The 22,952-nt window shown below is 67.1% G+C and carries 26 protein-coding genes and 1 riboswitch; of the genes, 20 read left to right on the forward strand and 6 right to left on the reverse strand.

Annotated features, from left to right (window positions below):
- Nucleotides 1-5 precede the first annotated feature (5 nt).
- Complete coding sequence (locus ACOI2T_RS31735; protein WP_067849425.1) at nucleotides 6-599, forward strand: peptide deformylase; 594 nt, start codon at nucleotides 6-8, stop codon at nucleotides 597-599.
- Nucleotides 599-1,534, forward strand: a complete 936-nt coding sequence (locus ACOI2T_RS31740; protein ID WP_409504408.1) for an N-acetylglutamate synthase, CG3035 family — start codon at nucleotides 599-601, stop codon at nucleotides 1,532-1,534. The genes ACOI2T_RS31735 and ACOI2T_RS31740 overlap by 1 nt, the downstream gene beginning before the upstream one ends.
- Here ACOI2T_RS31740 and ACOI2T_RS31745 read toward each other — a convergent pair.
- Nucleotides 1,521-2,234, reverse strand: a complete 714-nt coding sequence (locus tag ACOI2T_RS31745; RefSeq protein WP_409504407.1) for an SDR family oxidoreductase — start codon at nucleotides 2,232-2,234, stop codon at nucleotides 1,521-1,523. The two genes, ACOI2T_RS31740 and ACOI2T_RS31745, sit on opposite strands and share 14 nt — an antisense overlap.
- A gap of 112 nt (nucleotides 2,235-2,346) precedes the next feature.
- On the opposite strand from ACOI2T_RS31745, the gene ACOI2T_RS31750 reads away from it, so the two are divergent.
- The 3 genes from ACOI2T_RS31750 to ACOI2T_RS31760 all read left to right on the forward strand — a co-directional run bounded on the left by ACOI2T_RS31750 (nucleotide 2,347) and on the right by ACOI2T_RS31760 (nucleotide 5,356).
- Nucleotides 2,347-3,201 (forward strand): LysR family transcriptional regulator, encoded by an 855-nt coding sequence (locus tag ACOI2T_RS31750; RefSeq protein ID WP_409504406.1) that lies wholly within the window; start codon nucleotides 2,347-2,349, stop codon nucleotides 3,199-3,201.
- Between the two features lie 4 nt (nucleotides 3,202-3,205).
- On the forward strand, nucleotides 3,206-3,988 hold the full coding sequence (locus ACOI2T_RS31755; protein WP_409504405.1) for an exodeoxyribonuclease III: 783 nt from the start codon (nucleotides 3,206-3,208) through the stop codon (nucleotides 3,986-3,988).
- A gap of 330 nt (nucleotides 3,989-4,318) precedes the next feature.
- On the forward strand, nucleotides 4,319-5,356 hold the full coding sequence (locus tag ACOI2T_RS31760; protein ID WP_409504404.1) for an MPT63 family protein: 1,038 nt from the start codon (nucleotides 4,319-4,321) through the stop codon (nucleotides 5,354-5,356).
- 51 nt (nucleotides 5,357-5,407) lie between these two features.
- Here ACOI2T_RS31760 and ACOI2T_RS31765 read toward each other — a convergent pair whose 3' ends face one another.
- Nucleotides 5,408-6,091: a hypothetical protein gene (locus tag ACOI2T_RS31765; RefSeq protein WP_409504403.1), complete on the reverse strand. Its 684-nt coding sequence runs from the start codon at nucleotides 6,089-6,091 to the stop codon at nucleotides 5,408-5,410.
- Nucleotides 6,092-6,228: 137 nt separating this feature from the next.
- Between ACOI2T_RS31765 and ACOI2T_RS31770 the strand changes: the two genes are divergently transcribed.
- Nucleotides 6,229-6,621: a DUF7715 family protein gene (locus ACOI2T_RS31770; protein ID WP_409504402.1), complete on the forward strand. Its 393-nt coding sequence runs from the start codon at nucleotides 6,229-6,231 to the stop codon at nucleotides 6,619-6,621.
- Nucleotides 6,622-6,671: 50 nt separating this feature from the next.
- Here ACOI2T_RS31770 and ACOI2T_RS31775 read toward each other — a convergent pair whose 3' ends face one another.
- Nucleotides 6,672-8,429: an MFS transporter gene (locus ACOI2T_RS31775; protein WP_409504401.1), complete on the reverse strand. Its 1,758-nt coding sequence runs from the start codon at nucleotides 8,427-8,429 to the stop codon at nucleotides 6,672-6,674.
- Nucleotides 8,430-8,579: 150 nt separating this feature from the next.
- A riboswitch (TPP riboswitch) is annotated at nucleotides 8,580-8,689 on the forward strand.
- On the opposite strand from ACOI2T_RS31775, the gene thiC reads away from it, so the two are divergent.
- From thiC to ACOI2T_RS31820, 9 genes are all read left to right on the forward strand, one after another.
- Nucleotides 8,681-10,285 (forward strand): phosphomethylpyrimidine synthase ThiC, encoded by a 1,605-nt coding sequence (gene thiC, locus ACOI2T_RS31780; protein WP_409504400.1) that lies wholly within the window; start codon nucleotides 8,681-8,683, stop codon nucleotides 10,283-10,285. Its footprint overlaps the riboswitch before it by 9 nt.
- On the forward strand, nucleotides 10,282-11,118 hold the full coding sequence (gene thiD, locus ACOI2T_RS31785; protein WP_067849442.1) for a bifunctional hydroxymethylpyrimidine kinase/phosphomethylpyrimidine kinase: 837 nt from the start codon (nucleotides 10,282-10,284) through the stop codon (nucleotides 11,116-11,118). Before thiC ends, thiD begins: the two co-directional genes overlap by 4 nt.
- A complete protein-coding gene (locus ACOI2T_RS31790; protein ID WP_067849444.1) occupies nucleotides 11,115-11,744 on the forward strand; it encodes an alpha/beta hydrolase family protein in 630 nt (209 codons plus the stop codon). Before thiD ends, ACOI2T_RS31790 begins: the two co-directional genes overlap by 4 nt.
- On the forward strand, nucleotides 11,741-12,295 hold the full coding sequence (locus ACOI2T_RS31795) for a septum formation family protein (protein ID WP_409504399.1): 555 nt from the start codon (nucleotides 11,741-11,743) through the stop codon (nucleotides 12,293-12,295). Before ACOI2T_RS31790 ends, ACOI2T_RS31795 begins: the two co-directional genes overlap by 4 nt.
- A gap of 57 nt (nucleotides 12,296-12,352) precedes the next feature.
- Nucleotides 12,353-13,288 (forward strand): DUF5996 family protein, encoded by a 936-nt coding sequence (locus tag ACOI2T_RS31800; RefSeq protein WP_409504398.1) that lies wholly within the window; start codon nucleotides 12,353-12,355, stop codon nucleotides 13,286-13,288.
- Complete coding sequence (locus tag ACOI2T_RS31805) at nucleotides 13,281-13,643, forward strand: nuclear transport factor 2 family protein (protein WP_409504397.1); 363 nt, start codon at nucleotides 13,281-13,283, stop codon at nucleotides 13,641-13,643. Before ACOI2T_RS31800 ends, ACOI2T_RS31805 begins: the two co-directional genes overlap by 8 nt.
- 133 nt (nucleotides 13,644-13,776) lie before the next feature.
- Complete coding sequence (locus ACOI2T_RS31810) at nucleotides 13,777-14,073, forward strand: DUF3303 domain-containing protein (RefSeq protein ID WP_409504396.1); 297 nt, start codon at nucleotides 13,777-13,779, stop codon at nucleotides 14,071-14,073.
- Nucleotides 14,074-14,119: 46 nt separating this feature from the next.
- A complete protein-coding gene (locus tag ACOI2T_RS31815; RefSeq protein ID WP_409504395.1) occupies nucleotides 14,120-15,604 on the forward strand; it encodes a flavin-containing monooxygenase in 1,485 nt (494 codons plus the stop codon).
- 16 nt (nucleotides 15,605-15,620) lie between these two features.
- On the forward strand, nucleotides 15,621-15,890 hold the full coding sequence (locus ACOI2T_RS31820; RefSeq protein ID WP_085147738.1) for a DoxX-related protein: 270 nt from the start codon (nucleotides 15,621-15,623) through the stop codon (nucleotides 15,888-15,890).
- On the opposite strand, the gene ACOI2T_RS31825 is transcribed toward ACOI2T_RS31820, so the two are convergent.
- Entirely contained in the window at nucleotides 15,857-17,119 is a 1,263-nt protein-coding gene (locus ACOI2T_RS31825; protein WP_409504394.1) for a TetR/AcrR family transcriptional regulator, read from the reverse strand. The genes ACOI2T_RS31820 and ACOI2T_RS31825 overlap by 34 nt on opposite strands.
- A gap of 97 nt (nucleotides 17,120-17,216) precedes the next feature.
- Between ACOI2T_RS31825 and ACOI2T_RS31830 the strand changes: the two genes are divergently transcribed.
- From ACOI2T_RS31830 to ACOI2T_RS31840, 3 genes are read left to right on the forward strand one after another with little or no spacing between them, the layout of a single operon-like run.
- Complete coding sequence (locus ACOI2T_RS31830) at nucleotides 17,217-17,441, forward strand: hypothetical protein (protein ID WP_409504393.1); 225 nt, start codon at nucleotides 17,217-17,219, stop codon at nucleotides 17,439-17,441.
- Between the two features lie 9 nt (nucleotides 17,442-17,450).
- Nucleotides 17,451-17,777, forward strand: a complete 327-nt coding sequence (locus tag ACOI2T_RS31835; RefSeq protein ID WP_409504392.1) for a hypothetical protein — start codon at nucleotides 17,451-17,453, stop codon at nucleotides 17,775-17,777.
- A gap of 15 nt (nucleotides 17,778-17,792) precedes the next feature.
- Nucleotides 17,793-19,013, forward strand: coding sequence for an APC family permease (locus ACOI2T_RS31840; protein ID WP_409504391.1), 1,221 nt, complete (start codon nucleotides 17,793-17,795; stop codon nucleotides 19,011-19,013).
- 1 nt (nucleotide 19,014) lies between these two features.
- Here the strand turns inward: ACOI2T_RS31840 and ACOI2T_RS31845 are convergent, their stop codons facing one another.
- Together ACOI2T_RS31845 and ACOI2T_RS31850 are read right to left on the reverse strand one after the other, a co-directional pair.
- A complete protein-coding gene (locus ACOI2T_RS31845) occupies nucleotides 19,015-19,683 on the reverse strand; it encodes a GntR family transcriptional regulator (protein ID WP_409504453.1) in 669 nt (222 codons plus the stop codon).
- A gap of 70 nt (nucleotides 19,684-19,753) precedes the next feature.
- Nucleotides 19,754-21,088, reverse strand: coding sequence for an MFS transporter (locus ACOI2T_RS31850; RefSeq protein ID WP_409504390.1), 1,335 nt, complete (start codon nucleotides 21,086-21,088; stop codon nucleotides 19,754-19,756).
- Between the two features lie 189 nt (nucleotides 21,089-21,277).
- Here ACOI2T_RS31850 and ACOI2T_RS31855 point away from each other — a divergent pair, with 189 nt between their 5' ends.
- Nucleotides 21,278-22,117: a sugar phosphate isomerase/epimerase family protein gene (locus tag ACOI2T_RS31855; protein ID WP_409504389.1), complete on the forward strand. Its 840-nt coding sequence runs from the start codon at nucleotides 21,278-21,280 to the stop codon at nucleotides 22,115-22,117.
- Nucleotides 22,118-22,127: 10 nt separating this feature from the next.
- Nucleotides 22,128-22,901 carry an SDR family NAD(P)-dependent oxidoreductase gene (locus tag ACOI2T_RS31860; protein ID WP_409504388.1) on the forward strand — a complete coding sequence of 258 codons (774 nt, stop codon included), beginning with the start codon at nucleotides 22,128-22,130 and terminating at the stop codon, nucleotides 22,899-22,901.
- Nucleotides 22,902-22,952: the final 51 nt, after the last annotated feature.

A 22,952-nucleotide genomic window follows, 5' to 3' on the forward strand; every position in this document is an offset into this window, starting at 1 on the left:
CCCCCGTGCCCGTCGTACCGATTCGCATTGTCGGAGATCCCGTTCTGCACACCCCGACCGAGCCGGTTCCGGTCGGGGCGGACGGTTCGCTGCCGCCGGACCTGCCGGAGCTCATCCAGACGATGTTCGACACCATGGACGCCGCCAACGGGGTTGGCTTGGCCGCCAACCAGATCGGTGTCGCCAAGCGGTTGTTCGTCTACGACTGCGCCGAAACCCGGGGCAGCCGGGCGCGCAAGCGCGGCGTGATCATCAACCCGGTGCTGGAGACCTCGGAAGTTCCCGAGACGATGCCCGATCCCGATGACGACGAGGAAGGCTGCCTGTCGGTGCCGGGCGAGAATTTTCCGACGGGCCGGGCCGACTGGGCGCGCGTGACGGGTCTCGACGCCGACGGTTCCGAGATCACGCTCGAGGGCACCGATCTGTTTGCCCGCATGCTTCAGCACGAGACCGGACATCTCGACGGTTTTCTCTACATCGACCGGCTCGTCGGCCGGCATGCGCGCGCCGCGAAAAAGGCCGTGAAGCGCAACGGCTGGGGCGTTCCCGGCCTGTCCTGGATGCCGGGCGAGGATCCCGACCCGTTCGGTCACTGATGCCCGCCCTTCCTGCCGTCGGCAGCCGGGTGAGCCTGCGTTATCGCCTGCCGGCCGGCTCGGGCAAACCGCTCACCGACGTCATCGGGCACATCGAACGAACCGAACCGACGGTTCGCGTGCGCACGAAGTCCGGCGAACTCGTCGATGTCGCACCCGCCGACATCGTGAGCGTGCGCGAGCTCTCCCACACCCCGGTGCGCGCGTCGGAGATCCGCGCCCTCGAACACGCGGCCGCACTGGCCTGGCCGGGCACCGAACAACGGTGGCACCGCGGCTGGCTCCTGCGCGCCGGTCTCGGCGCCACCAGCCGCGCGAATTCGGCTGTCCCCCTTGATCTTTCGGCACAGATCGCCGATGTGCCCGCGATCGTCGACTGGTATCGCGAGCGTGGTCTGCCGGCCTGGCTGGCGCTGCCGGAGCGGCTGCTGCCGATCCGGGCCGCACGCATCAAACCGACCCGCGTGATGGTGCGCGACACCCCCGCGACTGTCCCGTTGCCCGCCATTGTCACGCCAGCGCACCATTCGACGCCGAATGTCACGCTGGCGTGGCAACCGGACGAGCAGTGGCTGCGAATCTACGAACGCGACGTACCCGTCGAGGTGTTGACCGCCGTGGTCGACGGCACGCTGACGTTCGCCTCGGCCGCCGACCGCGCGGTGGGGCGCGGCGCGGTGACGGCTGCACCGGATGGCACGAAGTGGCTTGGCATTTCGTCGGTGCGGGTCGCACCCGACTACCGCCGACAGGGGCACGCCCGCGCGGTGTGCTCGGCACTGCTGGACTGGGGCGCCGAGCTCGGCGCTCAGCATGCCTATGTCCAGGTCGAGACCGACAACGCGCCGGCCATCACGCTCTACACCGCATTGGGTTTCCGGCTGCACCACCACACCAGCTACGTGGCCGCCGAGGACGTGATCACGCCGCAGTGATGCTGCCGCCGCCGTCGACCCGGATGATCTGGCCGGTGAGATAGCCCGCGTCCTCGTCGAGCAGGGCGCAGATGGCATGGGCGATCTCGCGGGGTTTGCCGACGCGACGCATCGGGATCGTGTTCAGAAAACGCTGCTCGCGTTCGGATCCCTCGGGGCTGCGCTGCCGGTACATCTCGGTCTCGGTCGGCCCGGGCGCCACGGCGTTGACGGTGATGCCTTTGGTAGCGAGTTCGCCGGCCCAGATGCGGGTGGCCGCTTCGAGCGCGGCCTTCGATGCGGCGTACGGGGTGCGCTCGGCTGTGCCGAGGGTGGTCAGACTCGTCACGTTGACGATGCGCCCCCAGCCTTTGGCCAGCATCCCCGGAAGCACGGCCTGGACAACCTGCACCGCGGTCCGCACGTTCACGTCGTAGTTGAGGGACAGGTCGTCGAGGTCGATGCTGCCGATGCGGGCGAACGTCGCCAGACCGACGTTGTTGACCACCGCGTCGACCGGTCCGTCGGCGATGACGGTGGCCAACGCGACGTCGGTGGCCGCACGGTCGCTCAGGTCGACCTCGATCAGCTTGCCGGGAAAGCCCGGCGAGGCCGATCGGGCGAATCCGACCGGTTCATGGCCGGCCGCTGCGAGCCGGTCGGCCACCGCTCGGCCGATGCCTTTCGATGCCCCGGTGATCAGAACTCGTCGTGCTGTCATGCCCATTCCCTTCGATGTGGTCAATGCGTATTACGTAAACGTTCTGCATGCCGGCTTCTTCCATGTCATATCTGGTATAGCTGCATGTAGATTGCGCATACCGGAGGTTGTCGTGCCGACCCTGCTTCAGCTCAAGGCGTTCCTCGCGGTCGTCGACGACGGTGGATTCACCGCGGCCGGCCGTCGGCTCAACCTGTCTCAACCTGCGGTCAGCCGGGCTGTCGCAAGCCTCGAGAACGAACTGGGTCTGCCGCTGCTGCGGCGCCATCGCGATGGTGTGTCGCTCACCGCCGCGGGTGATCGCGCCGTGGTCCACGCCCGCCACGCCGTGCAGCACATGGAGGCGATGCGCCTCGAGGTCGCGGCGCTGGCCGGTGAACTCACCGGCACACTGCGGGTGGCCAGCCTGCCGTTTGCGACCGGGACGGCGGTCGCGCCGTGGCTGCGTGTGTTCCGCGATGCCCACCCCCGAGTCACCGTGCACCTGTTGGAAGGCAGTGAACCCGAGATCCGCAGCTGGCTGGATCGCGGCGCTGCCGACGTCGGTGTCGTGAGTCTGCCGGCACCCGAGTTCGAGACCGCGCTGCTCGGCGTGAACGAGATGGTGGCGGTCCTGCCGGCGGGCCACCGGCTCGCCGGGCTCGACGCGATCACCTACGCCGACCTCGCGGGCGAACCCTTCATCCGGTCGACGGGCGGCTGCTCGGCGGTGTTCACTCCGGTCGCCGAGAAGGTGGGCGTCGCACTCGGTGCCGACTTCGAAGCGCACGAGATGACCGCCGTCATCGACATGGTGCGCTCGGGTCTCGGGCTGAGCATCCTTCCTGAGCTGCCGGGCCCGGTGCCCGGAATCGTCACCCGCCCACTGGTGCCCGCCACGACCCGCACCCTTGCGCTTGCGGCGCCGGCCACCGCCGGCCCGCCCGCCCGCGCATTCCTGCGACAGGTCGCCGCCCGTACGCTCTAAGGCCATGCGGCTGGCCACCTGGAACGTCAACTCGATCCGTGCCCGCGTCGACCGGGTCACCGACTGGTTGGCGCGCGCCGACGTGGACGTGCTGGCGATGCAAGAGACCAAGTGCGCCGACGACCAGTTCCCGACCATGCCGTTCGCCGCGCTCGGTTACGACGTGGTCCACCACGGGCACAACCAGTGGAACGGTGTCGCGATCGCGTCCCGCGTCGGCCTGGAGGACGTGCAACTGGGCTTCGACAGCCAACCCGCGTGGGAAGCCGCCGCCGAGGCCCGGGCACTGGCCGCGACCTGCGCCGGCGTGCGGGTGTGGAGCCTCTACATCCCCAACGGCCGCACCGTCGGCTCCCCGCATTACGCGTACAAGCTGGAATGGCTTGCCGCACTTCGCGACAACGCACAAAAGTGGTTGGCCGACGATCCGCAGGCACAGATCGCGCTGGTGGGCGACTGGAACATCGCGCCCACCGACGAGGACGTGTGGGACATCGAGGTCTTCAAACACTCGACCCATGTCACGGCGTTGGAGCGGTCGGCGTTCGCCGCGATCGTCGAGGCGCAATACGCCGACGTGGTGCGGCCTTTCACGCCGGGTCCGGGCGTCTACACATATTGGGACTACACCCAACTGCGGTTTCCGAAACGTCAGGGCATGCGGATCGACTTCATCCTCGGGTCGCCCGCATTGGCGCAACGAGTGACGCACGCCGAAATCGTGCGCGAGGAACGTAAAGGCAAATCCCCCAGTGATCATGCGCCCGTTCTGGTGGACCTGAACTGACGCGCGAACGAAACAGAAAGTAAGCGAAGGTTTCGCCAATAGTGCGCAATCGAATTCTTTTCGTTCATCGTTGCCGCAGCTCTTGTTCACGAGCGTCGACCTGAAGAGCAGGCAACGCCGCAGTACCCCTTCCATCTGGACAAACAGGACTCCCGCAACCTTGGTCCCGGCGATCTTCCCGTCGCGCGGCCCGGCGATTCGCCGCCCGGAATTGGCGTCCGATACGGCGTTAAAGGTTTCGTACCATTAATTCGACTGCTAGCTTCGCTGGCAGGTGACCGCCCAGTTCGGGGGAAGCCGTCAACCGACGACTCAGGGAGTGACCGCAACATGAAAATCTCGACGTTGACCGCGGCCGTCGCCGCAGCGCTGGCCACAGCCGGAGCGGCAGGCACCGCGGGTATGGCAACCGCATTCGCCGACGCCGCCGCAACGGCCAGCAGCCAGCTCGGCAGCCAGGCCAAGTTGGAAAACGGTGCCGTGGTGCAGGCCTGGACGATCAGCGACCTCAAGCCGAGCAGCGACACGATTCCCTACGCGGTGCGCGGCACGCTGTGGGAGGCCACCGCCACCGACGAGGCGATCCAGGGCTCCGTGACGCCGATCGTCTCCAATCTGAACGCGCGGGCCGCAGACGGTGAGAACTACCGCGTGCTGTTCCAGGTCGCCACGCCGCAGGGCGTCAACCCGGCGACCCTGGCCCAGGGTCAAAAGACCACGGGCAAGGTCTATTTCGACGTCACCGGCGACAAGCCGACGAGCGTCGTCTACAACGCGGGTGGCCAGGATCTCGCGACCTGGACGGCACCTGCCCCGTCGGCACCGGCACCGTCCGGGTCCCGATCGGTTCCGATCCGCTCCGCACCGGTTGCGACCGCACCTGCCGCACCCGTCGCCTCGACTCCCGCGCCTGCCGCCCCGGCTCCGGTGCCCGCGGCGAATACTCCGGCGCCGGCCGCCACGGCGCCGGGCGCCGGAACCCGGGCGACCGACCTGCCGGGCAGCACCGTGGACGCACCGCTGCCGGAAGGCAGCCAGGGCACACCGCTGCCGGCAGACGCACCGGGCACGCCTCTGCCCGCCGATGCGCCGGCACCCGAAGGCAGCCAGGGCACCCCGTTGCCCGCAGGCGTCCAGGTTGCCCCCGCTCCAGCGGCACCCGCACCAGCGGCGCCCGCGCCGGCCGCCCCTGCCCCGGGCGCGCCCGCTGCTCCGGCTCCCGCGCCCGCTCCCGCCGCACCGCCGGCGCCTGGCGCTCCCGCGCCGACGACGCCGGTTCCCGCGGGCACCGAGGCACCGCCGCCGCTGACGGCCGGTGGAATCCCGACGCTCGTGCCTGCGGCAGTTCAAGGCACGCCCACCCCCTGACGACGTGAGCTGAATGCCGGTGACGCCGCGGCGCCACCGGCATTCATGCGTCTACGAGTGCGACGACCACCACGCATACAACTCGGGGAAGGTCGGGCCAGCCTCGTCCGCGTGGACCTGGCTCAGCACCATGCTGGCCTCATCGGTCCAGGCCACCATCGGGCGCCCCTGCTGCGTACCGCAGAACAGGATGCCGCTGACCTGATCAGGTGTCGCGTTGCGACGCCACGGGCCAGGCGATTGGATGCGGCCCGGGCACACGACGGTGGTCGATGATGCGACGACCTGATCGAAAGCGTCACTGAGAGCGGCCTTGTCGCTCAACAACGTGTACGTCGCCCGCGGTGGGCCGCTCGGGTCGGTGTTCTCGCCACACGTCACCGACGCGATTGCATCCGGCGCGGACGGCGCCGCGGGGGTGCACGCGTCCGGCGAGTAGCCGGCAGGCAGCAGTTGCGCCAAGCGGCGCTGCGCTTGCGGATCGGTTGTCCCGGTGGATTCGGTTGCCCCAGAAGTGGTTTCACTCGGCGGTTCCGGACGCAGCAGCCACACCACGAGTGCCACGATGGCGACCACGACCACCAACGCCGCCGACGCGATGAGCGCGGGCTTAAGCCACCGCCTGCGTTTCAGCCCCCGCGGCAGTACCGAGGCCCGCCGGGCCTCGTCGAGTTCGAAGAGTTGATCCCACATCGGCTCGGGCCGCCACGGGTCTGGCGGCGGGGACGTACTCATCGCTGCACCTCCGTCGCACCCCGGTGCCGCCACCCGTCGGCACCATGCAAATGGTAGGTGACGCTTGCAAACCCGGACACGGCTCGATGTCGGTGCACCCCCGTAGCGTGCACCCCATCCCGACCGTGGAGGTACCCGTGAAGATTCTGGTGGCAACCGAGTTCACCCAAGGCATGGAGCCCGACGACTATCACTACTGCGTGGAAGGCGAGCTCGTGTGGGTACAGGAACCATGTACGCGCGACCGCGACGACGCTCGCGGGTCCTGTGGTTGCGGCCGCGCATTCGCCGGTGCCGCCTCACACCGGGCCACCACGACGGCGCTCGTCACGGAGTCCGAGATGACGCGCGACGACGTCGTGCTCGCCTTTCAGACCAGCCTGTCCGACGGCGGTTGGCCGGTCGAATGGGCCGAGGCCGTCACGGACGAAAACCTGGAGATCGCCGCGCATTTCCCGGCGGAGTCGGTGATCGGACGCCGGCTCGACGGATTCCTGCTGCGTGCCGTCACGATCGGTGGGGCGAGCTAGGCCTGATTGTCGGCTCCCGCCTCTCAGGCCTGATTGTCGGCTCCTGCCTCTCAGGCCTGATTGTCGGCTCCCGCCTCCGTCCCATAGCGGCCCGCGTTGAACAACGACGCCACCGCGCCGATCACCATCATCACCGCGGCCGCGACGAACACCACCGTCAGCCCGGCATGGAACGGCTCGGTGATGAGCTGCGGGAAGAACTGCTGACCGGTCAGCACCTCGACGTTGACGCCGGGCTGCTGAAGGGCGTGCGACGGGGCCAGCAGTTCGGCGATCGGGTTGTAGCCCAGGAACGCCGCGAACAGGCTGCCCACGGGTGGCAGATTCGCCACATCGTGGGCGACCGCGGCCGAAACACCCTGCTGTTCAAGGCCGGAACTCATCGCGGTGGGCAGGCTTCCGGCGAGCCCGACGATCATCAGCGAGAAGAAGATGCCGATGGAAAGCGATGAGCCGGCGTTGAAGAACGTCGCACGCACGCCGGACGCCGACCCGCGTTCGGCCGCCGGCACCGCCGACATGATCGACGCCGTGTTGGGCGCGGTGAAGATGCCGCCGCCCAGGCCGTTGAGGAACACCAGCAGCGCGAACAGCCAGTAGTCGAAGTTGACCGGGATCATCACCAGTGCAACGAAGGTGACCGCCATCAACAGCATGCCGCCGACGGTGAACGGCCGTGCGCCGTACCGGTCCGACAGGGTGCCGGCAAGCGGACCCGACACCAGGAACCCGACCGTCATGGGCAGCATGTAGATCCCGGCCCACAGCGGTGTGGACTCAAAGCTGTAGCCATGCAACGGAAGCCAGATGCCCTGAAGCCAGATGATCAGCATGAACTGCAATCCGCCGCGGCCCACCGAGGACATCAGCCCGGCGAGGTTTCCCATGCCGAACGCCGTCGACCGGAACAGCCGGATGTTCATCATCGGGTTCGGCACGCGAAGTTCGATGGCACAGAACAGCACCAGCAGGCCCAGCCCCGCCGCGATCGACCCGAATACCCACGGGTTGGTCCAACCGGTCGTGGAATCGCCGTAGGGCTGGATGCCGTAGGTGATGCCGGTGAGCAGCACGGTCAACCCGACGCCGAAGGTCAGCGTGCCCGCCCAGTCGAGCCGCCCCGGGGTGCGCACGCCGAGTTCCTTGAGCGAGCGGTAACTCCAGATGGTGCCCAGGACCCCGACGGGAACACCGACCCAGAAGATCGCACGCCAATCCCATTCGGAGAGCACGCCACCGATCAGCAGGCCGAGGAACGATCCGGCGACGGCGGAAACCATGTTGACGCCGAGCGCCATACCGCGCTGGTTGGCCGGGAACGCGTCGGTGAGGATCGCCGACGACGACGCCATCAGCATTGCCCCGCCGATCCCCTGCACCACGCGCCACGCGATCAGCCACACCGCGCCGCCACCGAGGTCGAACGGGTCCACCGACAGCGCGACCGCGGCGACCGTGAACACCACGAAGCCGAGGTTGTAGATGCGGACCCGGCCGTACATGTCGCCGAGCCGGCCGAACAGCACGACCAGCACGGCCGTCACGACCAGGTAGCCCATGAGCATCCACAGCAGATAGCTCACGTTGGCAGGCGCCAGCGGGTTGAGCCCGATGCCCCGGAAGATCGCGGGCAGGGAGATCAACACGATCGAGGCGTTGATCGTCGCGAGCAGGGTGCCCAGGGTCGTGTTGGACAACACGATCCACTTGTAGAAGGGGTGGTCGCGATCCATCCGCATGCGTCGGGTCGCGGTCACGGCCTGGGCCGCGTCAACGCTCCCGGCAGCTTTCGTCGTCTCAGTCGTCATTCCGTCTTCGCTTTACGTATCGCAATCCAGGGACAGCGGCGGCCCATACATTCAAAACACATATATTAGCTATACAAACCATCGAGGGGCAATCCGTCGCGCCCCGGTTCCCCATCGCCGACCGACTGCGCTACGTTGGGACACGCACAACCAAATCCACGCGGGAGCGCGCACCGAGCGCGCTGAGAGGACGGGTAGGCCCGTCGACCGTACGAACCTGACCGGGTAATGCCGGCGTAGGGAGATCTTTCATGAGTGATGTCTTTGTCAACGGCACGGTCGATCCGTCGGTCACGATCGGTCCGATCACCGGAAGCGTCAAGTCCTACCGTGAGGTCGGCCATGATGGGGCCGCCATGCGCGTGCCGTTCCGTCGGGTGCTGTTGACCGACGGCGATCATCTCGACCTCTACGACACCTCGGGCCCGTACACCGACCCCGAGGCCGCGATCGATCTGAATGCCGGGTTGCCGCCCCGCACGGGCGTCGTGCGCGACCGGGGCACGCAGCTGCAGCGCGCCAGAGCCGGCGAGATCACCGCCGAGATGGCGTTCATCGCTGCGCGCGAAGGTGTTTCGGCCGAGCTGGTGCGCGACGAGGTCGCACGTGGGCGGGCGGTCATCCCGGCCAACCACAATCACCCCGAGAGCGAGCCGATGATCATCGGCAAGGCGTTCGCGGTGAAAGTCAATGCCAACATCGGCAATTCGGCCGTCACGTCGTCGATCGGCGAAGAGGTCGACAAGATGGTGTGGGCCACCCGCTGGGGTGCGGACACCATCATGGACCTGTCCACCGGCCGCGACATCCACGTCACCCGTGAATGGATCCTGCGCAACTCCCCCGTCCCGGTCGGCACCGTGCCGATGTACCAGGCGCTGGAAAAGGTCAACGGCGACCCCACCAAGCTGACGTGGGAGATCTACCGCGACACCGTGATCGAGCAGTGTGAGCAGGGCGTCGACTACATGACGGTGCATGCCGGGGTGCTGCTGCGCTACATTCCGCTGACGGTCAACCGGGTCACCGGGATCGTGTCCCGTGGCGGCTCGATCATGGCCGCCTGGTGCCTGGCACATCACACGGAGTCGTTCCTCTACACCAACTTCGAGGAACTCTGCGAGATCTTGGCCCGCTATGACGTGACGTTCTCGCTGGGCGACGGTCTGCGGCCGGGCTCGATCGCCGACGCCAACGACGAGGCACAGTTCGCCGAGTTGCGCACCCTGGGCGAACTGACGAAGATCGCCAAATCCCATGGCGTGCAAGTGATGATCGAAGGGCCCGGTCACGTGCCGATGCACAAGATCGTCGAGAACGTCAAGCTCGAAGAAGAGCTCTGCGAGGAGGCTCCGTTCTACACGCTCGGGCCACTCGCCACCGACATCGCACCCGCCTACGACCACATCACCTCGGCGATCGGCGCGGCGATCATCGCCCAGGCCGGCACGGCGATGCTGTGCTACGTCACCCCGAAGGAACACCTGGGCCTGCCCGACCGCAAGGACGTCAAGGACGGCGTGATCGCGTACAAGATCGCCGCACACGCCGCCGACCTGGCCAAGGGTCATCCCCGCGCCCAGGAGCGCGACGATGCGCTGTCCAAGGCCCGCTTCGAGTTCCGGTGGCACGACCAGTTCGCGCTGTCGCTGGACCCGGACACCGCACGCGAGTTCCACGACGAGACGCTGCCCGCCGAACCGGCCAAAACCGCGCACTTCTGCTCGATGTGCGGCCCGAAGTTCTGTTCGATGCGCATCACGCAGGACATTCGCGACGCCATGCAGGACAAGTCGGTGGAGTTCGCCGAACACGGCAACCGCGTGTATTTGACCTTGGCAGAATCGTCGAAGTGAACTACTTGTCCTTGCCCCCCGCCGGCCACACACCGCTGCGGGTGATGACCATCGCCGGGTCCGATTCCGGCGGCGGTGCCGGCATCCAGGCCGACATGCGGACCTTCGCGATGCTGGGGCTGCACGGTTGCGTCGCGCTGACCGCAGTGACGGTGCAGAACTCCGTGGGCGTCAAGGGTTTCCACGAGATCCCGCTCGACGTCGTCGCGGGGCAGATCTCTGCGGTGACCTCTGACATCGGTATCCAGGCCGCCAAGACCGGCATGCTCGCGTCCTCGGACATCATCTCCACGATCGCCGAGACGTGGCGCGGCGAGGGGCTCGCCGGGCAGGTGCCGCTTGTGGTCGACCCGGTGTGCGCGTCGATGCACGGCGATCCGCTGCTGCATCCCAGCGCCCTGGACGCCCTGCGCACGGACCTGTTCCCGCTGGCGACGCTGGTGACGCCCAACCTCGACGAGGTACGCCTGCTCGTCGACATCGAGGTGGTCGATCCGGCCTCGCAGAAGGAGGCGGCCCGCGCGCTGCACGCGCTGGGACCGCAGTGGGCCTTGGTCAAGGGCGGGCATCTGCGTTCGTCGGCGGCAAGCCCCGACATCCTGTTCAACGGCAGTGACTTCTACGAGTTCGACGCGCCGCGCGTGGACACCGGCCATGACCACGGCGCCGGTGACACGCTGGCCGCGGCCACGGCATGCGCTCTGGCACATGGCTATTCGGTTCCCGACGCGGTTGAGTTCGGCAAGGCCTGGGTGACCGAGTGCATCCGTGCGGCCTATCCGCTGGGGCACGGCCACGGCCCGGTGAACGCACTGTTCCGCCTGCAATCATGAGCCTCGACGACATCGCAGGCATCGAGCACCGGCCCCCGGGCAGCCCGAAAGGCACAGTCGTGCTCACCCACGGCGCAGGCGGCAGCCGCGAGTCGCCGCTGCTGATCAGGATCTGTGACGAATGGGCTTCCCGCGGCTGGCTGGCGATCCGCTACAACCTGCCCTACCGGCGGCGCAGACCCAAGGGACCGCCGTCGGGTTCGGCGGCCGGCGACCGCGAAGGAATCGCGGAGGCAGTCGCGTTGGCGCGCAGCCTCAATGACGGTCCGGTGCTCGCGGGCGGGCACTCATACGGGGGCAGGCAGACATCGATGGCGGTCGCCGACGAAGGCGTCGTCGTCGACGTCTTGACCCTCTTCTCGTATCCGCTGCATCCACCCGGCAAGCCCGAGCGGGCCCGCACCGAGCACCTGCCCCGCATCACGGTGCCGACCGTGTTCACGCACGGCAGTGCCGACCCATTCGGCACGCTCGACGAGATCGATGCGGCAGCGGCATTGATCACCGGCCCCGCCGAGGTGGTCGCGATCACCGGCGCGCGGCACGATCTGGGGTCCAAGACCCTCGACGTCCCGGCCCTTGCGGTCGACGCGGCGTTGCGGCGGCTCGATATCGTCGGATCATGAGCACTCCCCCCGGCCCTCCGCCGTACGGCCCGCCGCCCGGCCACGGCTACCCGCCGCCCCCGCCGCAGCCGTACTCGTCGGAGTCCGGCCAGTTCCCGGCACCGCCCAAGAAGTCCTCGGCACTCAAGTGGGTGCTGATCGCAGTGGTTGCCGTGATCGCACTGGTCGTCGCCGCCGGCGTGGCGCTCTATGTCTTCACCCAACGCGACTCGACCGAGGCATCCGAGGTGAAGAGCGGCGACTGCCTGGTCGAGATTCCCGACAGCAGCCGCGTGCTCTACGTGCAGACGGTGCCGTGCGATCAGCCGCACAAAGGTGAGGTCTTTGCGGTGTTGCCGATGCCCGACGGCGACTTCCCGGGTGAGGCAGAGGTGATCAAGTACACCGACAAGTGCGCCCCCGCGCTTGCGGAGTATTCGCCGGCGACGGCGGAGGATTCCGCGATCAAACTGTTCGTGCTCTACCCGACCGCGGACTCCTGGCAACGCGGCGACCGGGTGGTCACCTGCATCGCCACCACCGAGAGCCCACGTACCGGAAAGCTCGGCTAGCAGGCGATCCCGTCCTTCGACGGGTGCGCGGATCGGCGCGCGGCTAGGCTTCGACATATGACTTCTGCCGACAACGGCTGGCCGGCGCTGCGTGTCGCGGATTGGGGGCCGACCCGCGACACGCTGCACATGTGGACACAGATCGTCGGCAAGATCCGGCTCACGCATTCGCCACTGCTCAACCACTGGTGGCAGGTCACGTTGTACGTGAGTCCGCGTGGCCTGACCACATCGTCGATTCCGTACCGAAACCGTTTGTTCGACATGGAGTTCGACTTCATCGACCACGTGCTGCTGATCCGCACGAGTGACGGCGAGTCACGCACCGTCGCGTTGGCACCGAAATCTGTTGCCGAGTTCTATGCCGAAACACTCGCTGCCCTGGACCAATTGGGCATCGAAGCGCGAATCTCGGCTCGGCCCAACGAAGTCGAACCAGCCATCCCGTTCGCCGAAGATCACGAACACGCGTCCTACGACCCGCAGGCCGCACATCTGTTCTGGCGCCAACTCGTGCAGGCACACCGGGTGATCAGCGAATTCCGTTCGCATTTCGTCGGCAAGGTCAGCCCGGTGCATTTCTTCTGGGGCTCATTCGACATGGCCTGCACGCGGTTTTCGGGCCGCCCGGCGCCCGAGCACCCTGGCGGAGCTCCCAACTGCGCGGATTGGGTGATGGTGGAAGGGTATTCGCACGAGTTGAGCAGCTGCGGGTTCTGGCCGGGTGGCGGCGAGGAGGGCGCGTTCTACGCCTACGCCTACCCGGAGCCGAAGGGCTTCGCCGACTTTCGAGTAGGCCCCGACGCCGCCTTCTACAGTTCCGAATTCAGGCAATTCCTGTTGCCGTATGAGGCGGTTCGGACATCCGCCGACCCTGACCGTGCCCTGTTGGAGTTTCTGCAGACGACCTACGCCGCCGCGGCCGACCTCGCCGGCTGGGATCGGGCGAGTCTGGAGGACGATCCACGACGCTGGGACCAAGACGATGACTGACGATCTGCGCAAGCGGTCGACCCAGGAGGTTTTCGATGACCACCTGCGACTCGCTGGCGAACATCGCTTCGACGACGATATCGAGCGCAACGTCTCGCCCGAGTGCGTCGTGCTCGAGCGTCGCGGCATCTTTCGTGGCCGCGACGGTGTGCGGCAGCTCGCTGAACTGTTGGCGCAGGAGCTTCCGGACGCGCCGTACACCTACACGAACCGACTGTTCGATGGACGAGTGGCATTTCTGGAATGGACCGCCGAAGCCGACCATGCGCGCGTACGCGACGGGGCGGACTCGTTTCTGATCGAGGATGGCTGGATCGTCGCACAGACCATCCATTACACGGTCGAGTCGACGTGAACGGCAGCTCTCGGCAACCGACGCGACACTTATCCACGGCGAACCTAGCAGCGAAAACCGCCGCATCGGGGAAATAGGGTAACGCCATACTCTAAGCAGGTGACCTGCCCGGGGACACACTCGACTAATCGATGTGAGCCACCACCAAGAGGAGGTCACCATGAAGTTCATCGTGCACTGGACGCAGAGCCAGGCCAATTACCGCGAGGCGGTCGACAAGTTCAAGAAGACCGGCGCGCAGGTGCCTGACGGCGTCACGATGCTCGGCCGCTGGTGGGGCATGAACGGCCAGGGCTTCGCGATTGTGGAGACCGACGACGCCAAGGCCATGTTCGAGTCCGCGGCGGAGTGGGGCGAGTTCTTGACGATGGATATCACGCCCGCGGTCGAGGACGCCGAGGCCGGCGAGGTCCTCGCCAAGCTGTACTGATCGACCTCTCGACAAAGTACCCGGTACCTGCGGTACTGTTTGCCGCATGAGTCCGGGTAGGTACGACGCGGTCATCGTCGGGGCGGGTTTCGCCGGGATCGGCGCCGGCATCCAGCTCAAGCGGATGGGTATCGACAATTTCGTCATCGTCGATCGCGAAGACGATCTCGGCGGAACCTGGTACGTCAACCACTATCCCGGCCTGGCCGTCGACGTGCCCACCACCACGTACTCGTACTTCTTCGAACCGAACCCCAACTGGTCGCGTCTGTTCTCCACCGGTGCCGAGATCAAGAAGTATGCCGACGACGTGGCCGACAAGTACGGCATGCGCCGCCACATGCGCTTCAACACCACGGTCGAGGGCGCTCGCTGGGATGAGGAATCGGGTCTCTGGCGGGTCGCTGTCGCGGGTGGCGAGACGCTGAACACGCGATTCCTGTTCACCGCAACCGGATTCCTGTCCCAGCCCTACACCCCCGACATCCCCGGCATCAACGACTTCGCGGGCAAGGTCATCCACACAACCGACTGGGAAGACGGCTACGACCTCAACGGCAGGCGGGTCGCGATCATCGGTACCGGCGCGACGGCGGTCCAGCTCATCCCCGAACTCGCCAAGCGGGTCGCCGATCTGACCGTCTACCAGCGCACACCCATCTGGGTGGTGCCGAAGGTGGACCTGAGGTTCTCGCCGCGCGCCAGGGCGCTGTTCGCGCGTGTGCCGCTGACGCAGCGGGTCGTTCGCGCCGTCACCGACAGCCTGTACGCGTTCATGGTCGACACCGCGGTGCTCAAGCACCGGTACTTCCGGCGGCTCAACATCGCGGCGGCCGACCTCGCGAAGCTGCACCGGTTCGCGTCGATCCGCGACCCCGAATTGCGCCGGAAACTGACCCCGGACTACGACTTCGGTTGCAAGCGCCCGACGTTCTCCAACGGCTACTACCGTGCGTTCACCAAGCCACACGTACACCTGCAGGCCGACGGCATCGAGCGCATCGAATCCGACGGCATCGTCAACGCCGACGGTACCAAGACCACGATCGACACGTTGGTGCTCGCGACGGGATTCGACCTGTGGGAGGCCAACTTCCCGGCGATCGAAGTGATCGGCCGGGACGGCCGCAACCTCGGAAAGTGGTGGCGGGAAACGCGATTCCAGGCCTACCAAGGCGTCTCGATGCCGTACTTCCCGAACTACCTGAGCCTGGCCAGCCCGTACGCGTTCCTCGGGCTCAACTTCTTCAACACCATGGAGTACCAGATGCGGCTCATGGACCGGTTGTTCGCCGAGGTGAAGCGCCGCGGCGCCACCACATTCGAGGTCACCGAGGAGGCGAACAGCCGATACCTGGACCGGATGACCGAGGCGCTCGGCGACTCCTTGTTCACCCTCGGAAATTGCGCATCGGCACGGTCGTACTATTTCAATCCGAGTGGCGAGGCAACGCTGCTCAGACCGATGACGACCCGCCGGGCCGTCGCGGAAGCGTCACGATTTCCGTTGAGTGACTACACGTTTGCCTGATCAGAGAGGATCACACATGGCAGAGGGCAACAATTCCAAGCTGGTCAAGCTCGTCGGCCTCGGTGTCGCGGGCACCGGTGTTTCGCACTTCGTGAAGCCGCAGCTGTTCGAGTCGATCACCAAGTCGGCGTTCCCCAAGGACACCCAGAAGCACATCTACACCAACGGCGGGATCGAAACTGCGATCGGACTGGGTCTCCTGCTGCCCAAGACCCGCAAGCTGGCCGCCGTCGGAACCCTCGGCTACCTCGCCTACCTGGCCGGCAACGCCGTCCGTAACCGGTAGCGGCCCAACAACGTCAGATCGACCATGGCCGCGACAACGGCCCGGGCCTGCACCGAATTCTGGTATTCCATCAGCCGGCCCAGGTCGATCACCAAAGCCATCGCAGCATGAACCGCGAACCGCGCCTGACCGGCAGACCACTGCGGACGCACCGGCGTCACCAAGTCGACCCACGACTCGACGGCCGACCGTTGCAGGTCGCGCAGGATCTTCTGGTCGGCCGGGGCCATGTTGAGGCGTTCGGTGTAGTAGACGTAATCGAGTTCCGGACGCTCGAACGAGCGGGCCACGTACTTGTCGATCAACGCCACGAGTGCCTGCTCGGGATCCTCGATGGAGCTGAGCAATTCGGCCATGTCCGCCGAGAGCCGATCGGCCGCGCGGCGGAATCCCGCGGCCAGGATGTCGGTCTTGCCCGAGAAGTACCGGTAGATACCGGAGGCCGGCATGCCGACGGCCGCGGCGATGTGCTCCATGGTGGTGTCGCGGTAGCCGTTCTGGTTGAACAGCCGCATCGATTCGGTCAGCAGCGCTTCGTATTTGGTTGCGCCCACACCGGCCGGCGCCGGGGCCGGTTCGGCGTCGTCGGGATCGGGAAGCTCCGGCAGTTCGGCGGCGAGCACGGTTTCGGCGATCTCGGCCAGCACTTCGCGGATCTGGCCGGCGGGCAGCTTCGCCCGATGATCGACGATGCTGCCGACGACGCTGAGCACCGCGGTGGACAGCGTCCAGCGCTCGTGCGAACCGAGGTCCGGCCGCAGCTCCTGCAGGGGCCGGTGAATGCGCTGATGCACCGTGCGGACCTGGGCGTCGAGCGTGGTCTGATCGTCTCCGGTCAGAAACCGCGCCTCCCAGCGGTACAGGCCACCGGATTCGCGGTTGGCGAGGGAGGTGTCGGTCAGCGCGGAGACGAGACGGCGGAGCTGCTCGCGCGGGTCGACAGTGCCGACTGCGGAGTCCCCGTCCGCGAACGCGGTGTTGTCGACCAGTTGCTGACCGAGATTGAGCACCGCATCGCGAAACAACTCGTACTTGCTCGAATAGTGCCGGTACAACGCGGCCGCCGAGATCCCGACGCGCGAGGCGATGGACTCCATGCTGACGCCGTGGTAACCGAGGGAACTGAATGCCTCGGCGGAAGCCCGCGCGATCTGGGCTTTACGGTCCTTGGGACGGCGTCGCACACCAGATGCGCCACTGTCGCTCGGGCCGGGCGTGGTGCGCGCCATGTCGACACGATAAACGGACCTACCGATCCGGTCAAAATGGTAACGCCATGCAGAATGGCAATTAACATAATCGAGGTTGAGGCCGGACGGGGGTCGTGTGCTTGTCAGATTGCGACGATTGCTGGCGTACCGTATCGCGGTCGGCGAACTAGTGGTGGCCGGCATCATCCTCGGAGCGCCCTACCTGCTGATCGGCGCGATCTGGTCGAGTACCCACACGGACCATCTCGAGCAGATGGCGCCGCTGGACGCGACAGTGTCGTTCCTCGGCTCGATCGTGTCGTGGCCGGTGCTGTTGTTCACCGACGTCTGTATGACCTGAGAGGGAGGCATGAGTTATCGCGCTGTCTACATCGGGATCGCCGGTGCCATCATCGTCGCCATCGGCCTCTACCTGATGAGCATGTCGGTCTACCTGGACGATTTCGACCAGTACGGTATGCAGATTCCTTGCGGGACAGGATTTTCGGCTCACCTGGACCAGGCCGCCGCGGCCGGCGGTGAGTACGTCGACAAGTGCGGGTCGGCATTGGTGACGCGCCGGCTGTGGACCATCCCGGTCGTGGTGATCGGTGGCCTCGCCCTGCTCGCCGTGTTGTTTCGGGCCGCGACGACGTCGGCTCACGAATCGCTCATGCCGAACCGCGACACGCACTGATCTAGTATCGCTGGCGTGACCACGCCAGAGGGTCTGCAGCGCAGGCTCGGCACCGTCGACGCAGTGACCATCGGCTTGGGCTCGATGATCGGCGCGGGCATATTCGCCGCGCTTGCCCCGGCAGCGGCGGCCGCCGGAACCGGGCTTCTCATCGGACTTGCGGTGGCGGCGGTGGTCGCGTACTGCAACGCCACATCGTCGGCGCGGCTGGCGGCCCGCTATCCGCAGTCAGGCGGTACCTACGTGTACGGCCGGGAACGGCTCGGCGAATTCTGGGGCTATACCGCGGGTTGGAGTTTCATCGTCGGCAAGACCGCGTCGTGCGCGGCGATGGCGTTGACCGTGGGCCTCTACGTGTGGCCGGATCAGGCGCACGCCGTCGCGGTGGCAGCGGTCGTGGCGCTCACGGTGGTCAACTACGCCGGCGTCCAGAAATCAGCACTGCTCACCAGGATCATCGTCGCCGTCGTGCTCGCGGTCCTCGCGGCGGTCGTGGTCATCGTCCTCGGATCGGGCGCGGCCGACACTGCCCGGCTGGAACTGGCAGGCGATGTCACGGCCGGCGGCGTGCTGCAGGCGGCAGGTCTGTTGTTCTTCGCGTTCGCCGGCTACGCGCGTATCGCGACCCTCGGTGAGGAGGTGCGCGACCCGGCGCGCACGATCCCCCGCGCCATCCCTATCGCGCTGGGCATCGCGTTGGTCGTGTACGCCGTCGTCGCCGTCGCGGCGCTCGCGGTGCTCGGCAGTGCCGAACTGGCGTCCGCACCGGCACCTTTGGCTGACGCCGTGGCCGCGGCGGGTGCCGGGCAATGGCAGCCCGTGGTGCGGGTCGGGGCCGCGGTCGCCGCGCTGGGATCGCTGCTGGCGTTGATCCTCGGGGTGTCCCGTACGACGCTTGCGATGGCCCGCGACCATCACCTGCCGCACCGGTTGGCCGCCGTGCATCCGCGGTTCGGCAGCCCGCACCGGGCCGAGATCGTCGTCGGCGTCGCGGTGGCGGTGCTCGCGGCGTTCGCGGATCTGCGTGGCGCCATCGGGTTTTCGTCGTTCGCGGTGCTGATGTACTACGCGATCGCCAACGCCTCGGCCTGGACCCTCGGCCGCCGGGTGATCCCCGCGCTCGGGTTGGTGGGCTGCCTGGTGCTGGCGTTCACCCTGCCGCTGTCGTCGGTGCTGACGGGGCTGGCGGTGGTCGCGGTGGGCGCGGCGATCTACGGCGTGCGCGCCCTGCGCTGAATCAGTCGTGCCCGTCCACCAGAACCGATGCGGCCGTGCACATATGCTCGCGTACGGTCGCGGCCGCCGCCGCGTCGTCACCGGACTCGATGGCCTCGACGATCTCCAGGTGACGTTTGGCGTCCATGTTCTTCAGGGCGCGCTCGACCCCGGCGTACATGATCGACATCCGGATACTGCCCTCCAGCGACGACCACGAGTGCAGCAGCGTCTCGTTGCCCGACAGATGACACATCGTGCGGTGGAACTTGAGGTCGGCCTCGATGCGGTCCTCGAGGTTGGAGGCGGCCCAGCGCTCCATGTCGGCGACCGCCACGCGCAACTCCGCGACGGCCGCGGCGCGATCCTCGCGCCGGGCCAGCGCGCTTGCGGCCAACGATTCCAGCGCCGCCCGCACGTCGAAGATGTCCTTGATCTCCTTGGTGTCGAGATGGCGCACCGAAAGCCGCCCGCGCGCCCCCGCCGAGATGAGGCCTTCCTGCTGCAGCTGGCGCATCGCCTCACGCAATGTGCCTCGGCTGATCTGCAACGCCTCGGACAGGTCGGTTTCCACCAGATGCGTGCCCGGCTGCAACTGGCCGGTGGTGATCGCCCGGCGCAGCGCGGAGAGGGCCTGCTCCCGCAGACTCGTCTTCTCCAGGCGCAGCAGTGACGGGGCATCCCCAGACACGGTGGTCATCGAACCTCCCCGGACTGTCAACATCTGATTGTCGACACTGATGCTACCGCCGCTCGGCGCCTCACGCCGCGAGCGCGTGCGCGTTCGCGGCGGCCTTGTCGGCCAAGGCGCGTTCGCGCGGACCCCAGGTCTCCCTGGTGACGATCGCCGCCCACAGCCCGATCGCGGCATACGCCGAGAACAGCAGCGCCGGACCGACCCAGCCGAACGCCTCGTACAGCAGCGTCGTGATGAAGGGCGTGAAGCCCGAGACCATCGCCGAAATCTGGTACGCCAGTGAGGCTCCCGATGCGCGCGTGTTGGCCGTGAACAGTTCGGGGAACCACGCGCCCTGCGCACCGGCCAGCGCGTTCTGGGACACGCCGTAGGACACGATGAACGTCGCGACGATCAACAGGAACAGGCCCGTGTTGACCAGCATGAACATCAGCACACCGAACGGAATGCCGAACGCGCAGACCCAGAGGTAGACGGGTCGGCGGCCGACCCGGTCGGTCAGCCTGGCCCAGGCCACCGTGGCGAAGATGCCGACTGCCGACGCAATGCACAGGGCGACAAGGGTTTCGGTGGCCGTCGCCAGCTTCGCGCTCTTGAGGTAGGAGATCATGTACGTGATCGACACCGCGTAGCCGGCCGTCTCGGCGACGCGAAGACCGATGCCGCGCAGGATGTTTCGCCAATCGGTCTTGAACACCTCGACGATGGGCGCCTTGACGATCTTGCCGGTCTGCTTGACGTCTTCGAACACCGGGGACTCGGGGACCCGGGCTCGGATGATCAGGCCGACGATGACGAGCACGATGCTGGCCAGGAACGGCACGCGCCAGGCCCAGTCACCGCCGAGGTGGACGCTGACCAGGAACACCAGGTTGGCCAGCAGCAGGCCGACGGGGAAACCGGCCTGGACGATTCCGGTGTAGCGGCCCTTCTGTTTCCACGGCGCGTGTTCGTAGCTCATGAGGATCGCGCCGCCCCACTCCGCACCGAATGCCAGGCCCTGGACGATGCGCACCGTCACCAGCAGCACGGGTGCGAGCACGCCGACGGCTGCGTACGTGGGCAGCAGGCCGATGGCGAACGTGGCCAGGCCCATGATGATCAGCGACGCGACCAGGACGGGCTTGCGGCCCACCTTGTCGCCCAGGTGCCCGCCGATGATGCCGCCGAGCGGGCGGGCCGCGAACCCGACGCCGAGCGTGGCGAATGCGGCCAACGTGCCTGCGACCGGGCTCGAGTTCGGGAAGAACGCGGTCCCGAAGTAGAGCGCGGCCGCGGTGCCGAAGCCGATGAAGTCGTAGGTCTCGATGACGGCGCCGACGCCGGAGCCGATCGCGACCCGCTTGGCCTCCGGGGTTCCGTGTACCGGCCCCCGCATCGAAAGAGCATCGTCGCTCATGAGCAGATCCTTTCAAAAGCCCTAGTCCGCGTCACTGTCGACGGTCAACAGTGCTTCAGGTCACCCAGTGTGAGCGCGCACACAACTCATTGTCAACAGTCGACATAATTTAGGCGTCGCCAGTTGACTGTTGACAGTCAACTTGGATACTGTGGCCGCCATCACGCACTCCACCTGTGAAGGCACTACATGACCGGCGAAAACCGACCGCACGCTCGCCTGGGCTGCTCGACCATCAGCTTTCGGCACCTCGATCTCGAGATGGCGCTGACCTGGATCGATCAGCTGGGATTCCGGGCGATCGACCTCGGCGCGCTGCCCGGGGTGTGCGACCACGTGCCCTATGTGCTCGACGAAGCCGCCGTCGCCACGGTCTCCGCGACCGTCGCCGCCTCGCGGTTACGGGTCCGGTCGATCAACGGTGACATCGGCGATCTGAACCATCCGCTCAGCGACGAAGCCCGCGCGGACCGCCGCAGGCACCTCACCATGCTCCTGTCCCTCGCCGCCAACACCGGAGCGGACGCTCTGGTGCTGCCATGCGGCGCGATCGACCACACGCCGGTACGCACCCTCGACGAGGATCTCGACCTCGTCGCCGCCGAACTGGCCTCGGCAGCAGAGCTGGCCGCCGAGTACGGCGTCGAACTCTGGACCGAGTCGCTGCACTACTACCGGTTGTGCCACGACATGGACCGGGCACAGGCCCTCGCCGACCGACTGCGGGGCACCGGCATCGGCATCGTGATGGACTTCAGCCACGTCGTCGCCTCGGGCGGCGATCCAGTCGACTTCGTCGGCCGCTTCGCCGACCGCATCGCCCACGTCCACATCCGTGACGCCGTACCGGGCAACATCAACCTCTCCGTCGGGCGCGGGCAGGTCGACTTCGCGACGGGTCTCAAGAGCCTCGCCGCCGCCGGCTACACCGGCGAGTTCGCCCTCGAACTGGAAACCCGCGATGTCACCAACGACGAGCGGCCGGCCGCCACTGCGTCAGCCGCACAACTGATTTCAGAACTCATCTAAGGAGCGATCCATGAGCACGATCCAACGCACCGCCGTCGTCACCGGCGCGACCTCCGACAAGGGCATCGGCGTGGCCGTCGCGGCGCGCTACGCCAAGGAAGGCTGGGCCGTCGTCATCCTCGATCTGGACGGCGAGAAGTCCGCCAAGGTCGCCGCCGAGATCGGCAACCAGTACGCCGTGCCGGCATTCGGCCACGCGGTCGACGTCACCTCCGAGGAGTCGGTCACCGCGGCGCATGCGGCCGTGGCCGCCGAGATCGCCTCGGGCAACCTGCCCACGGTCGGCGCACTCGCCAACATCGCGGGCATCACCTCGCCGGTCGGATTCCTCGACACCACGCTCGAGCTGTGGAACAAGGTCATGGCCGTCAACGCGACCGGAACCTACCTGGTGACCAAGGCCTTCCTGCCGGACATGATCGAGGCCGGCTGGGGCCGCATCGTCAACATGAGCTCGGTGTCGGCGCAGCGCGGCGGCGGCGTGTTCGGCAAGGTGCCGTACTCGTCGGCCAAGGCCGCGATCCTCGGCTTCACCAAGTCGCTGGCCCGCGAGATCGCCGACACCGGCGTCACCGTCAACGCGGTCACTCCCGGCGCGGTCGACACCAACATCCGGGTCGGCTCGACCGACGAGCAGGAGGCCAAGCTGGCCGCCGACATCCCGGTCGGCCGCACCGCCACGACCGACGAGGTCGCCGCCGTCATCACCTTCCTGTCCAGCCAGGACGCCAGCTACCTGACCGGCACCACCGTCGACATTAACGGTGGCAGCCACATGCACTAACCCCACCCCGCGAGCGCCCGTGTCTGTACACCGACACGCCGCACAACGCCG

The sequence above is a fragment of the Mycolicibacterium wolinskyi str. Jessa 2025 genome (genome assembly GCF_049241375.1).
Classification (GTDB): Bacteria; Actinomycetota; Actinomycetes; order Mycobacteriales; family Mycobacteriaceae; genus Mycobacterium; species Mycobacterium wolinskyi.

Bases quoted from the DNA above. Each gene is read 5' to 3' on its own strand.
- ACOI2T_RS31740 (WP_409504408.1), top strand. From the start codon at position 599: ATGCCCGCCCTTCCTGCCGTCGGCAGCCGGGTGAGCCTGCGTTATCGC.
- ACOI2T_RS31745 (WP_409504407.1), bottom strand. From the start codon at position 2,234: ATGACAGCACGACGAGTTCTGATCACCGGGGCATCGAAAGGCATCGGC.
- ACOI2T_RS31820 (WP_085147738.1), top strand. From the start codon at position 15,621: ATGGCAGAGGGCAACAATTCCAAGCTGGTCAAGCTCGTCGGCCTCGGT.
- ACOI2T_RS31855 (WP_409504389.1), top strand. From the start codon at position 21,278: ATGACCGGCGAAAACCGACCGCACGCTCGCCTGGGCTGCTCGACCATC.
- ACOI2T_RS31795 (WP_409504399.1), top strand. From the start codon at position 11,741: ATGAGCACTCCCCCCGGCCCTCCGCCGTACGGCCCGCCGCCCGGCCAC.
- ACOI2T_RS31835 (WP_409504392.1), top strand. From the start codon at position 17,451: ATGAGTTATCGCGCTGTCTACATCGGGATCGCCGGTGCCATCATCGTC.
- ACOI2T_RS31765 (WP_409504403.1), bottom strand. From the start codon at position 6,091: ATGAGTACGTCCCCGCCGCCAGACCCGTGGCGGCCCGAGCCGATGTGG.
- ACOI2T_RS31755 (WP_409504405.1), top strand. From the start codon at position 3,206: ATGCGGCTGGCCACCTGGAACGTCAACTCGATCCGTGCCCGCGTCGAC.
- ACOI2T_RS31825 (WP_409504394.1), bottom strand. From the start codon at position 17,119: ATGGCGCGCACCACGCCCGGCCCGAGCGACAGTGGCGCATCTGGTGTG.
- ACOI2T_RS31860 (WP_409504388.1), top strand. From the start codon at position 22,128: ATGAGCACGATCCAACGCACCGCCGTCGTCACCGGCGCGACCTCCGAC.
- thiC (WP_409504400.1), top strand. From the start codon at position 8,681: ATGAGTGATGTCTTTGTCAACGGCACGGTCGATCCGTCGGTCACGATC.
- ACOI2T_RS31790 (WP_067849444.1), top strand. From the start codon at position 11,115: ATGAGCCTCGACGACATCGCAGGCATCGAGCACCGGCCCCCGGGCAGC.
- ACOI2T_RS31805 (WP_409504397.1), top strand. From the start codon at position 13,281: ATGACTGACGATCTGCGCAAGCGGTCGACCCAGGAGGTTTTCGATGAC.
- ACOI2T_RS31815 (WP_409504395.1), top strand. From the start codon at position 14,120: ATGAGTCCGGGTAGGTACGACGCGGTCATCGTCGGGGCGGGTTTCGCC.
- ACOI2T_RS31850 (WP_409504390.1), bottom strand. From the start codon at position 21,088: ATGAGCGACGATGCTCTTTCGATGCGGGGGCCGGTACACGGAACCCCG.
- ACOI2T_RS31775 (WP_409504401.1), bottom strand. From the start codon at position 8,429: ATGACGACTGAGACGACGAAAGCTGCCGGGAGCGTTGACGCGGCCCAG.
- ACOI2T_RS31800 (WP_409504398.1), top strand. From the start codon at position 12,353: ATGACTTCTGCCGACAACGGCTGGCCGGCGCTGCGTGTCGCGGATTGG.
- ACOI2T_RS31760 (WP_409504404.1), top strand. From the start codon at position 4,319: ATGAAAATCTCGACGTTGACCGCGGCCGTCGCCGCAGCGCTGGCCACA.